The sequence below is a fragment of the Bradyrhizobium denitrificans genome (genome assembly GCF_013179005.1).
GTDB classification, from domain to species: domain Bacteria; phylum Pseudomonadota; class Alphaproteobacteria; order Rhizobiales; family Xanthobacteraceae; genus Bradyrhizobium; species Bradyrhizobium denitrificans.
In genome coordinates, this window is record NZ_JABFDP010000016.1 from 88,538 (window position 1) to 100,944 (window position 12,407).

At 66.9% G+C, this 12,407-nt stretch carries 10 protein-coding genes; 5 read left to right on the forward strand and 5 right to left on the reverse strand.

Features of this window, described 5'->3' with window-relative positions; genetic code table 11:
- Positions 1-71 precede the first annotated feature (71 nt).
- The 5 genes from HL671_RS18840 to HL671_RS18860 form a co-directional block, all read right to left on the reverse strand.
- Positions 72-857: an ABC transporter ATP-binding protein gene (locus tag HL671_RS18840; protein ID WP_012046308.1), complete on the reverse strand. Its 786-nt coding sequence runs from the start codon at positions 855-857 to the stop codon at positions 72-74.
- Positions 854-1,627 (reverse strand): ABC transporter permease, encoded by a 774-nt coding sequence (locus HL671_RS18845; RefSeq protein ID WP_085972734.1) that lies wholly within the window; start codon positions 1,625-1,627, stop codon positions 854-856. The genes HL671_RS18840 and HL671_RS18845 overlap by 4 nt, the downstream gene beginning before the upstream one ends.
- A gap of 200 nt (positions 1,628-1,827) precedes the next feature.
- Positions 1,828-2,772 carry an ABC transporter substrate-binding protein gene (locus HL671_RS18850; RefSeq protein ID WP_172237459.1) on the reverse strand — a complete coding sequence of 315 codons (945 nt, stop codon included), beginning with the start codon at positions 2,770-2,772 and terminating at the stop codon, positions 1,828-1,830.
- Positions 2,773-2,901: 129 nt separating this feature from the next.
- The gene (gene hutC / locus HL671_RS18855) at positions 2,902-3,639 is read right to left on the reverse strand and encodes a histidine utilization repressor (RefSeq protein WP_012046305.1); all 738 of its coding nucleotides are present in this window, start codon (positions 3,637-3,639) and stop codon (positions 2,902-2,904) included.
- Complete coding sequence (locus tag HL671_RS18860; protein ID WP_172237462.1) at positions 3,636-4,994, reverse strand: formimidoylglutamate deiminase; 1,359 nt, start codon at positions 4,992-4,994, stop codon at positions 3,636-3,638. Before HL671_RS18860 ends, hutC begins: the two co-directional genes overlap by 4 nt.
- Before the next feature lie 89 nt (positions 4,995-5,083).
- Between HL671_RS18860 and hutI the strand changes: the two genes are divergently transcribed.
- The 5 genes from hutI (at position 5,084) to HL671_RS18885 (ending at position 12,403) form a co-directional block, all read left to right on the forward strand.
- Complete coding sequence (gene hutI, locus HL671_RS18865; protein WP_172237465.1) at positions 5,084-6,298, forward strand: imidazolonepropionase; 1,215 nt, start codon at positions 5,084-5,086, stop codon at positions 6,296-6,298.
- Positions 6,295-7,842 (forward strand): histidine ammonia-lyase, encoded by a 1,548-nt coding sequence (gene hutH / locus HL671_RS18870; protein ID WP_172237468.1) that lies wholly within the window; start codon positions 6,295-6,297, stop codon positions 7,840-7,842. The genes hutI and hutH overlap by 4 nt, the downstream gene beginning before the upstream one ends.
- Before the next feature lie 9 nt (positions 7,843-7,851).
- Positions 7,852-9,522, forward strand: coding sequence for a urocanate hydratase (gene hutU / locus HL671_RS18875; RefSeq protein WP_172237471.1), 1,671 nt, complete (start codon positions 7,852-7,854; stop codon positions 9,520-9,522).
- A gap of 92 nt (positions 9,523-9,614) precedes the next feature.
- Positions 9,615-10,661, forward strand: a complete 1,047-nt coding sequence (gene bchI, locus HL671_RS18880; protein WP_172237474.1) for a magnesium chelatase ATPase subunit I — start codon at positions 9,615-9,617, stop codon at positions 10,659-10,661.
- The gene (locus HL671_RS18885; protein WP_172237477.1) at positions 10,658-12,403 is read left to right on the forward strand and encodes a magnesium chelatase subunit D; all 1,746 of its coding nucleotides are present in this window, start codon (positions 10,658-10,660) and stop codon (positions 12,401-12,403) included. Before bchI ends, HL671_RS18885 begins: the two co-directional genes overlap by 4 nt.
- Positions 12,404-12,407: the final 4 nt, after the last annotated feature.

A 12,407-nucleotide genomic window follows, 5' to 3' on the forward strand; every position in this document is an offset into this window, starting at 1 on the left:
CAGGACAGAACGGCGTATTGGCTCGGGTGAGGGGTGTCTCTCTGCAAGCTCCGCCTGTTCGACACCCTCCCTCACGCTTCCGACGCGACCTTCAATGCCTCGGCGCGGATCTCCTCGACCAGGCGCTCCTTAAGCGCGACGAACTCCGGCGAGGTCTTGATCTTGTAGGAGCGCGGATGCGGCAGCGCGATCTTGATATCGGCCTTGATACGGCCAGGCCGCGCGCTCATCACCAGCACGCGGCTGCCGAGGAAGATCGCCTCCTCGATGTCGTGGGTGACGAACAGCACCGTCTTCTGGTCGCGCTCCCAGATTCCGAGCAGCATCTCCTGCATCAGCACACGGGTCTGGTTGTCGAGCGCGCCGAACGGCTCGTCGAGCAGCAGGATCTTGGGATCATTGGCGAGCGCACGCGCAATGGCGCAGCGCTGCTGCATGCCGCCGGACAACTGCTTCGGCCAGTGGTTCTCGAAGCCGTTCAGCCCAATCTGCTGGATGAAACGGTCGGCGACCGCGTTGCGCTTGTCTTCCGGCATGCCGCGTTCGCGCAGGCCGAAGGCGATGTTCTCGCGCACGGTGAGCCAGGGAAACAGCGTGTAGGACTGGAACACCATGCCGCGATCGGCGCCGGGACCGGTGACCTCGCGACCGTCGAGCCGCACCTTGCCGCTGGTCGGATGATCGAGGCCGGCGACGATGCGCAGCAATGTCGACTTGCCGCAGCCGGAGGGACCGAGGATGGTGACGAAATCATTGTTGCCGATGGTGAGCGCGACCGGCTCCAGCGCGCGCGTCGGCGCGTGGCCCTGGCGGGCCGGGAAAATGCGGGTGACCTGATCAATGACGAGCGTGGTCATGCGAGCTTCCAGGGGAACAGCCAGGCGTTGAACGCCTTGAACAGGAAATCCGAGATCAGCCCGATCAAGCCGATCACGATGATGCCGAAGATGATCTGTCCGGTGTTAAGCAGCGCCTGGCTGTCGGTGATCATGTGGCCGATGCCCGAGGACGAGCCGATCAGCTCGGCGACGATGACATAGGTCCAGGCCCAGCCGAGCACCAGCCGCAGGATCTCGGCGATGTCGGGCGCCGCGGAAGGCAGCAGCACGCGGCCGATGATGCCGCGGTCGCTGGCGCCGAGCGTGTAGGCGGCCTCGACCAGATCGCGCCGCGTATTGCCGACCGTGACGGTGATCATCAGGATGATCTGGAACACCGATCCGATGAAGATGATCAACAGCTTCTGCAACTCGCCGATCCCGGCCCAGAGAATCAGCAGGGGAATGAAGGCGGAGGCGGGCAGATAGCGCGCGAAGGAGACGAACGGTTCGAGAAACGCCTCGATCGGCTTGTAGGCTCCCATCAAGAGCCCGAGCGGGACGGCGATCACGGAAGCGAGCACGAAGCCGCCGACGACGCGCCACACGGTCATGCCGATATCATAGAGGAAGCCGAACTTGACGAGCAGGTCCCAGCCTTCGCGCAGCATCGTCACGGGATCAGCCAGGAATGTTTTCGGCACGTAGCCGCCGAACGTCGCCAGCGACCATGCCGCGACGAACACGACGAAGAAGGCAAGGCCGAGCGCCGTTCTTGATCTGGCGCTGACGGGATCGAGAGGTCGGATCACGGAGAAGGGCTTTCGTGGGCTAGTGCAGGTCGTTCGAACAGACGTGCTTCAGAGCAGGCGGACGCAGTTTTGCGCAGAACGTATCAACACCGTCATTGCGAGGAGCGAAGCGACGAAGCAATCCAGAGCCGCATCCCGAGCCCTGGATTGCTTCGCTTCGCTCGCAATGACGACTCTACAAAGAGCAAATTTCGCGGCTACTTGATGAAGCTCGCATCATAGAGATCCTCGACGTTCGGGATCTGCTTGATGATGCCGACCTCGAGCAGGAGCTCCGCCGCGTCCTTGTTGAAGGTCTTGAACTCGGTCTCGAAGAACTTCTGGCTCGCGGCCTTATCCTGCCAGCGCAGATATTTGGCGGAGTTGCCGAACTGCTCGGCCGTCTGCTTCACGTCGGCGCCCATGATCTCATAGGCCTTGGCCTGGTCCTTGGCGATCAGGTTGAGTGCCTCGTAATAGCTGTCGGCGAGCGCCTTGGCGGCCTTCGGGTTCTCGGAGAGGAATTTCGGCGTGCAGCCGAACGTATCCATCACCATCGGATAATCGAGCGTGGTGGCGATGATCTTGCCCTTGTCCGGCGCGGCGCGCACCGTCGACAGATATGGCTCGTAGGTCATGGCCGCATCGTTCTGGCCGGAGACGAAGGCCTGCGCGGCCGCCGCCGGCTCCAGGTTCACGATCGTGACGTCCTTGACGGTGAGACCGTTCTTCTTGAGCATCCAGGCCAGCCCGAAATAGGGCGAGGTGCCGGGTGCCGACGCCGCGACCGTCTTGCCCTTCAGGTCCTTGATCGAGGCGATGTCGTTGCGCACGGCCATGCCGTCGGCGCCGTAGCTCTTGTCGAGCTGGAAGATCTGCTTGGTGGCGACGCCGTTGGCGTTCCAGGAGATCCAGGTCTCGACCGTGGTCGCGGCGCACTGCACGTCGCCGGCAGCAATTGCGAGGTGACGGTCCTTCTGCGGGATCTTCTTGATGGTGACGTCGAGCCCGTTCTTCTTGAAGATGCCCGCTTCCTTGGCGAGCGTCAGCGGCGCGAAGCCGGTCCAGCCGGAAATGCCGATGCCGACCTTGACGTCGTCAGCAAACGCTGTGGTCGAGGCCAGGAGGGCGGCCGTTACGGCGAGGAGCTTAAATCTACGCATCGTCATCATCCTTTGCTGTTGAAAGAAGTTGCGGAGTGGTCTGCGGTCGCTCGCGATGACCGCATGTCTCTGCAAGAGCTGACGGCTTGCTTGCAAATCTCGTGCTCAGATCCGGCGTGCATGTTGCGGTCATTCGCTGCCCCTGAATCGCGCCACCAGCCGGTGCTGCTCGCCGGGATAGATCAGCCTGACAGCCGTGAGCGGCCGACCTTGGCGCCAGGTGTGGCGCTCGATGACCAGGCACGGTGCGCCCACCGCGATGCCAAGACCCTGGGCGATCGCCTCGTCGGCGACGATGGCGCTGATCGCATGCTCCGCTTCCGTCCAAGGCACGTGATGCAGGAGCCAGGAGCCGGGCGGATCGACCTTGAAGTCGGCCTTGGCCGCGTCGGGCACCGCGTCCAGATCGATCAGCCGGTCCTCGATCGCGAATGGGAGATTGTCGGCGCTGTGGCGGCAGCGGATCGCGATCACCTTGCACGGCTTCTTGACGCCGAGCCGCTCGCGATCGCCGGCGTTGGCGGCGCGACGCATCGAGGAGATCAGCTGATAGCCATAGGTGCGGCCGAGCGCGCCGATCTCGGCACGGATGTCGGGGATTTTCAACACCGCCGACAGGAATTGCGGCCGTCGCACGAAGCTGCCGGCGCGGCGGCGGCGTTCGATCAGGTCGGCCTGCGCGAGCTCCGACAGCGCCTTGTTGACGGTCATGCGCGAGCAACCATAGCGCGCCATGATCTCGTGCTCGAACGGAATGCGATGGCCGGGCGGCCATTCGCCGGTGAGGATGCGGCGCTCGATGTCCTGCCGGATCGTCTTGTAGAGCGTGCCCGCTCCCGGCTTGGCGCGGTCCTCCGCGAGGCTCATGCGAGCAGCCTCCGCAGGGCCGTGTTGAAGCCGCGCCGGGCCGCCTCGCGCGAACGATGATGGCCTCCCTGGACAACCTTGGCGCCGCCGGCCCAGACACAGTCGATCGCATCGTACGCCGTCGCGAAGATCCAGCCGTCGAGCAGCGCATCCTGCGTTCGCCCCGCGAGCGAAGGATGCGACAGATCGAGCGTGACGATATCGGCACGGCCGCCCACCTGCAGCCCAGCGACGGATTGTGCGAGCGCCTGCGCGCCGCCAGCGAGAGCGGCGTCAAACAGCGTCCGGCCTGTCGACGCCTCCGGGCCTGACGTCAGCACGTTGCGCTCGCGATGCGTCAGCCGCTGGCCGTATTCGAGCTGGCGCAACTCGTCGCTCACGCCGACCAGCACGTTGGAGTCCGTGCCGACGCCAATACGCCCACGCGCGCGCAGATAGTCGCGCGCTGGGAAGATGCCGTCGCCAAGGCTGGCTTCGGTGACCGGGCAAAGGCCGGCCGTCGCGCCGCTCCGTGCGAGCGTCGCTGTTTCGTCCGCCGTCATATGCGTCGCATGGATCAGGCACCAGCGATGATTGACGTCGTGATGATCGAGTAGCCATTGCACGGGACGCTGGCCGGACCAGGCGAGGCAGTCCTCGACCTCCTTGACTTGTTCGGCGGCGTGAATGTGGACGGGGCCGCCGTCAGCGAGCGGCAGCAGTGCGGTCAACTCATCCGGCGCGACGGCGCGCAGGCTGTGCGGCGCGATGCCGAGATTGGCGCCAGCCAGCGAGCTGATCGCCTTGCGGGAGTCCGTCAGCAATCTCGCAAACTGATCGACATTACAGATGAAGCGCCGCTGGCCGTCATGCGGAGGTGCGCCGCCGAAGCCGCCATGCGCGTAGAAGCTCGGCAGCAGGGTCAGGCCGATGCCGGATGTTTGGGCTGCCGCGGCGATGCGCACCGCCATCTCGGCGACATCGGCGTAAGGCGTCCCGTCGCGATCGTGATGCAGATAGTGGAATTCGCCGACCCGCGTAAAACCGCGCTCGAGCATCTCGATATAGAGCAAGGTCGCGACCGCCTCGACGTCCTCCGGGCGCATCGACAGGGCGAAGCGGTACATCGTCTCGCGCCACGTCCAGAACGTATCGGTGGAATGGCCGCTGATCTCGGCAAGGCCGGCCATGCCCCGCTGGAACGCATGGCTGTGCAGGCTGGCGATGCCGGGGATCGCGACCTCATGTTGCTCGTCATCGGAGGTCGGAGGCACGCCTTCGGTGACTGACGTGATCGTACCGTCGCTGACGACGATCTGCACGTCGTCGGCCCATCCCGTGGGCAGAAGCGCGGATGCAAAGTGCAGTGACGCCATGATCGAAAGCCCGCTGGACAGGACGGCGGAGGCGAGTTTATGTATAGACATATTGCCCGTCAAGCTTTCGTGAAGGTGGGAGGGACAGCATGGCCGAGCGTTTCGATCGGATCTGGCACAATGCGCGGCTCGCCACGTTGCGCGAGGGGCAGCCGGGCCTCGGGGTGATCGAGCAGGGCGTGGTGGCGGCGCGCGACGGTCGCATCGCTTTTGCCGGTCCCCGTTCGGATTTCGCTGCGGATGGCGATGCGCCTGAACGCATCGACTGCGCGGGGCGCTGGATCACGCCCGGCCTGATCGACTGTCATACGCATCTGGTCTATGGCGGCGATCGCGCCCATGAGTTCGAATTGCGGCTCGCGGGCGCCAGCTACGAGGAGATCGCGCGCGCCGGCGGCGGCATCGTCTCGACGGTGGCGGCGACGCGTGCCGCCGATGAGAATGAGCTGGTGACGGGCGCGTTGCCGCGGCTCGATGCGTTGCTTGCCGAGGGCGTCACCACGATCGAGATCAAGTCCGGCTATGGGCTTGAGACCGCCACCGAGCTGCGACAATTATCCGCAGCCCGCGCCCTCGGCGTCCGCCGGGCCGTCAGCGTCCGCACCAGCTTTCTCGGCGCCCATGCGCTGCCGGTCGAAGCCGATGGCGACAAGGAGCGCTACATCGATCGCGTCTGCGACGAGATGCTGCCGGCGGTGGCGCAATCCGGCCTTGCCGATGCCGTCGATGCGTTCATGGAAAACATCGCGTTCTCCGCGGCACAGACGTCGCGCGTGTTTGCTGCGGCCAAGGCGCTCGGCCTGCCGGTCAAGCTGCATGCCGACCAGCTCTCCAATCTCGGGGGTGCTGCGCTCGCCGCCGAGTTCGGTGCGCTCTCGGCCGATCATCTTGAGCACACCGACGAAGCTGGTGCCGCTGCGATGGCGCGTGCGGAGACGGTGGCCGTGCTGCTGCCCGGCGCCTTCTACTTCATTCGCGAGACACAGAAGCCGCCGGTCGAGCTGTTTCGCAAGCATGGCGTGAAGCTGGCGCTGGCGACCGACTGCAATCCCGGCTCATCGCCGCTGACCTCGCTGCTGCTGACCATGAACATGGCGGCAACCCTGTTCCGCATGACCGTCGACGAATGTCTGGCCGGCGTGACGCGCGAGGGCGCCCGCGCGCTTGGCGTCCTGGCGGAGACTGGCACGCTCGACGCCGGCAAATGGTGTGACCTCGCGATCTGGGACATCAATCGCCCTGCGGAGCTGGTCTACCGCATGGGCTTCAATCCCCTGCATCAGCGTGTCTGGAGAGGTCGATGAGCACGATCATTGCGGCGCCCGGCCGCGTCAGCCTGGATGATCTCGCGCGCGTTTATGCGGGCGCAACGCTCGAGCTCGACCCTTCTTATTGGCCTGATGTCGAAGCCGCGGCGGCGATCGTCGCCAAGGCGGCGCAGGGGGCCGAGCCGGTCTATGGCATCAATACCGGCTTCGGCAAGCTGGCGTCGAAACGTATTCCGCCGGACCAGACCGCGCAGCTGCAGCGCAATCTGATCCTCTCGCATTGCTGCGGCGTCGGTCCTGTGACCCCCGAGGCCGTCGTTCGGCTGATGATGGCGCTGAAAATCATCTCGCTCGGCCGCGGCGCCTCGGGAGTCCGCCGTGAGATCATCGAACAGTTGCAGGCGATGCTGGCGCGGGGCGTGTGTCCGTTCGTGCCGCAGCAGGGTTCGGTCGGCGCGTCCGGCGATCTCGCGCCGCTCGCGCATATGACGGCGGTGATGATCGGCGAAGGCCAGGCCTTCGTCGATGGGCGGCTGGTGCCGGGCCGCGAGGCGCTGGCGCACGCGGGTCTCGCGCCGGTCACGCTCGGACCGAAGGAGGGGCTCGCGCTGATCAACGGCACGCAGTTCTCGACCGCCTACGCGCTCGCCGGACTGTTGCGTGCCCATGATCTGCTCAAGGCTGCGCTGGTCACCGGCGCGCTGTCGGTCGATGCCGCGATGGCTTCGACTGCGCCGTTCCGTCCCGAGATTCAGGCGCTGCGCGGCCATCCCGGGCAGATCGCGGCCGGCCGCGTCCTGACCGAGCTGCTCGACGGCAGCGCCATCCGCCTGTCGCATCTCGAAGGCGACGAACGCGTGCAGGATCCGTATTGCCTGCGCTGCCAGCCGCAGGTCGCGGGCGCCGCGCTCGATCTGCTGACCCAGACGGCACGGACATTGGTGACCGAGGCCAATGCAGTCACGGATAACCCGCTGGTGCTGGTCGTGACCGGCGAGATCATCTCTGGCGGCAATTTTCACGCCGAGCCGGTGGCGTTCGCCGCGGACCAGATCGCGCTGGCGCTGTCCGAGCTCGGCGCGATCAGCGAACGGCGCATCGCGACCTTGGTCGACCCCGCGCTCAATTTCGGTCTGCCGCCGTTCCTCACCCCGCAGCCGGGCCTGAACTCCGGCTTCATGATCGCCGAGGTGACCGCCGCGGCCTTGTTCGCCGAGAACAAGCAGCGCGCGCTGCCCTGCTCGATCGACTCGACGCCGACCAGTGCCAACCAGGAAGACCACGTTTCGATGGCCGCCCATGCCGCGCGGCGGCTGCACGACATGGCCGATAATCTCGCCCACATCATCGGCATCGAACTGCTGGTTGCTGCGCAAGGCATCGAGCTGCGTGTGCAGCATGGCACCAGCGCCGCGCTCTCGGCCGTCATCGGCGCGCTGCGCGTCCATGTGCCGGCATTGGAGAACGACCGCTACATGGCCGATGACCTTGCGAAGGCGGCGGCGATCGTGGCGGGCGGTGTGCTGGCTGACGCAGCGCGTGACGCACTCGGACGCGACCCATTTCCCAAGCTTGGATGAGAGGGACCCATGAACCGACGCCTGGACAATGAACGGGTGATCCGCGCCCCCCATGGCAGCGACATCAGCGCCAAGAGCTGGCTCACCGAAGCGCCGCTGCGCATGCTGATGAACAATCTCGATCCCGATGTCGCCGAGAAGCCGAGCGAGCTGATCGTCTATGGCGGCATCGGCCGCGCCGCGCGCGACTGGGACAGTTTTGATCGCATCGTCGCCTCGCTACGCAAGCTTGAAGCCGACCAGACCCTGGTGGTGCAGTCCGGCAAGCCGGTCGGCATCTTCCGGACCCACCCCGATGCGCCGCGCGTGCTGATCGCCAATTCCAACATCGTGCCGCATTGGGCGACGCTCGATCACTTCAACGCGCTCGATCGCATGGGCCTGATGATGTACGGCCAGATGACGGCCGGCTCCTGGATCTATATCGGCAGCCAGGGCATCGTGCAGGGCACCTATGAGACCTTCGTCGAGGTCGGCAGTCGCCACTACCATGGCGATCTCGCCGGCAAATGGATCCTGACCGCCGGCCTTGGCGGCATGGGCGGCGCGCAGCCGCTGGCGGCGACGATGGCCGGCGCGTCGATGCTGGCCGTCGAATGCCAGCCGAGCCGCATCGAGATGCGGCTGCGCACCGGCTATCTCGACCGCCAGGCTGCCTCGCTCGACGAGGCGCTGGCGCTGATGGCCGAAGCGGCGGTGACGAAGCAGGCGGTGTCGGTCGGCCTGCTCGGCAACGCCGCCGAGATCTTCCCGGAACTCGTGCGTCGCGGCGTGCGGCCGGACATCGTCACCGACCAGACCAGCGCGCATGATCCGATCAACGGCTATCTGCCCAAGGGCTGGACGCTCGCCGAATGGGAGATGAAGCGTGCCTCTGACCCGAAGGCGGTGGAGCAGGCCTCGAAGACCTCGATGGTCGGCCATGTCCAGGCGATGCTGGATTTCCACGCCATGGGCATTCCGACGCTCGACTACGGCAACAACATCCGCCAGATGGCGAAGGACATGGGCCTCGCCAACGCGTTCGACTTCCCCGGCTTCGTGCCGGCCTATATTCGCCCGCTGTTCTGCCGCGGCATCGGCCCGTTCCGCTGGGCCGCCTTGTCGGGCGATCCCGAGGACATCTACAAGACCGACGCCAAGGTCAAGGAGCTGTTGCCGGACAACAAGCACCTGCACAATTGGCTCGACATGGCGCGGCAACGCATCAAGTTCCAGGGCCTGCCGGCGCGGATCTGCTGGGTCGGGCTCGGCGACCGGCATCGCCTCGGGCTCGCCTTCAACGAGATGGTGGCGCGCGGCGAGGTGAAGGCGCCGATCGTGATCGGCCGCGACCATCTCGATTCCGGCTCGGTGGCGAGCCCGAACCGCGAGACCGAGGCGATGAAGGACGGCTCGGATGCGGTGTCGGACTGGCCGCTGCTGAATGCGCTGCTCAATTGCGCCAGCGGCGCGACCTGGGTGTCGCTGCATCATGGCGGCGGCGTCGGCATCGGCTATTCGCAGCATGCCGGCATGGTGATCGTGGCCGATGGTACGCCCGATGCCGCGCGGCGGCTGGAGCGCGTGCTGTGGAACGATCCCGCCACCGGCGTGATGCGCCACGCCGATGCCGGCTATGAGGATGCGATCGCCTGCGCCGACGTTAATGGTCTCGATCTGCCGAGTTTGGCGCGATAGCGCGTGCAACCTCTTGGGTTGAACAGCGGCCCCTGATTGTGGTCTCATGCGCCGAACGCGACCGTTACGCGTCGCGGCGCAGAGGGAAGCCTATGGGGATCGCCTTTCCGTTCGCGGCCATCGTCGGCCAGGACGAGATGAAGCTGGCGCTGATGATCGCCGCCGTCGATCCGAAGGTCGGCGGCGTGCTGGCGTTCGGTGATCGCGGCGCTGGCAAGTCCACTGCGGTGCGTGCGCTTGCCGCATTGCTGCCGCCAATGAGCGCCGTCGTCGGCTGTCCCTACCAATGCGATCCGGCCGATGCCGCCGCGCAATGCGCGGAGTGCCGCGCGCGATCCAAGCCGAGCGGCAAGGCGAAGAAGCCGGCCGGGCTCAAAGCACACCAGGTGCCGGTGCCGGTGGTCGACCTGCCGCTCGGCGCGACCGAGGACCGTGTCGTCGGCGCACTCGATTTGGAGCGTGCGCTGGCGCATGGCGAGAAATCGTTCGAGCCGGGGCTGCTGGCGCGCGCCAATCGCGGCTTTCTCTATATCGACGAGGTCAATCTGCTCGAGGATCATCTCGTCGATCTCCTGCTCGACGTCGCGGCATCAGGCGAGAACGTGGTCGAGCGCGACGGTCTCAGCATCCGTCATCCCGCGCGGCTCGTGCTGGTCGGCACCGGCAATCCGGAGGAGGGCGAGTTGCGACCGCAATTGCTCGATCGCTTCGGGCTCTCGGTCGAGGTCAAGACGCCCGCCGATCTGCCGACGCGCATCGAGGTGATCAAGCGCCGCGATGCGTTCGAGACCGATCCCGCAGCCTTCGTCGCGCATTGGGAGAAGGAGGAGGCGAAGCAGCGCAAGCGCATCCTCGCCGCTCGCGAGCATATCGCCTCGGTCAAGGTCGCCGACCGCGAGCTGGAAAACGCGGCGCGGCTGTGCATGGCGCTCGGCACGGATGGTCTGCGTGGCGAGCTCACCCTGATGCGAGCGGCGCGCGCCGCCGCCGCGCTCGATGGCGCGAAGGCGGTCGATGACGGCCATCTCAAGACCGTGGCGCCGATGGCGCTGCGGCACCGTCTGCGGCGCAATCCGCTCGACGATTCCGGCTCCTCGGTGCGGGTCGAGCGCGCGCTCAACGAGCTGTTCGCAACGTGAGCGACGGCGCCGCGATCTGGGCCGATGCGATGATCGCAGCCGCGCTGGCTGCGATCGATCCGGCGGCGGCGTCAGTGCTGTTGCGTGCAGGCGCGGGGCCGGTGCGCGAGCAGTGGCTCGAACTGCTACGCGAGCTGACGCCGGCGACGACGGTTCTTCGCAAGCTCCCGCCGTCCATCTCCGATGATCGCCTGCTCGGCGGGCTCGATCTCGCCGCCACCTTGCAGGCCGGCCGTCCGGTGATGCAGCGCGGGCTGCTCGCCGAGCTTCATGACGGCATGCTGATCGCCGTCATGGCCGAGCGGATCGCGCCGTCGACCGTCGCCCATCTCACGGCCGCGCTCGATACCGGCATGATCAGCATCGAGCGCGATGGCCTGTCGCTGCGCGCGCCGGCGCGGTTCGGCCTGATCGCGCTCGACGAGGGGATTGGCGATGAGCACGTGTCGCCGGCACTCGCCGACCGCCTGGCCTGTCATCTCGATCTTGGGATGGTCGCCCGCGCCGATCTCGGCGAGAGCCTGTTCACATCCTCGGACATCGCGGCTGCGCGGGCGCTGCTGCCGCAGGTCGGTCTGTCCGACGAAGCCATCGCGGCGCTGACGACGACGGCGTGCGCGCTCGGCATCGACTCGCTGCGCGCGCCGCTGCTGGCGTGTCGGATTGCGCGCATCGCAGCGGCGCTGGATGGCGCGACCGATGTCGCGGAATCTCACATCGCGTGCGCCGCGCGGCTGGTGCTGGCGCCGCGTGCGACGCGGCTGCCTGCAGCGGATGACGAGACCGAGACCAACGAGGCGTCGGAGCCTGAGAACGACCCGGCCGAGAACGAGGAGGACGACCGCAGCGAGGACGGTCCGCTCGAGGATCGCGTGCTCGAGGCAGCGCAGGCGGCCATTCCGGCTGGTCTGCTCAAGCGCCTGCAGGAGGAGCGCGCGACCCGCCTCCGCAGCAGTAGCGCCAGCAAGCAGGGCACTGCGCAAAAGGCGCCGAAGCGCGGCCGTCCCATTGGCGCACGCCGCGGCGAGTGGCGGGCGGGCGCGCGGCTCAACGTGCTCGAAACTTTGCGCGCGGCGGCGCCGTGGCAGCCGCTGCGGCGGCGGGCGCAGCGCTCCGGCAAGAGCGGCCGGCTGATCGTGCACAAGGACGACATCCGCCTCACGCGCTTCAAGCAGCGCTCGGGCACCACGACGATCTTCGTCGTCGACGCCTCCGGCTCCTCGGCGCTGCAGCGGCTTGCCGAAGTGAAGGGCGCGGTCGAACTGCTGCTCGCCGAATGCTACATCCGCCGCGACGAGGTCGCGCTGATCGCATTTCGCGGCAAGGGTGCCGAACTGCTGCTGCCGCCGACCCGCTCGCTGACCCGCGCCAAGCGCAGCTTGGCAGCGCTTCCCGGCGGCGGCGGCACGCCGCTGTCGGCAGCGATTTTTGCTGCCACCGAGCTCGCGCTTGCCGTGAAGGCCAAGGGACAGGCGCCGACCATCGTGCTGATGACCGACGGCCGTGCCAATGTTGCCCGCGATGGTGTCGGCGGACGCAGCGAGGCGGAGGCGGAGGCGCTGGTGGTCGCCAGGCAGCTCGCGCTCACCGGCATCCCCGTGGTGCTGGTCGATTCCTCGCCCCGCCCGCAGGACAAGGCGGCGCAATTGGCCGGCGCGATGCAGGCCCGCTACGTCGCGCTGCCTCATGCCGACGCGGCGCGGTTGTCGCAGGCGGTGATGGCCGAGGCCAGCCGCGGCTGACGAT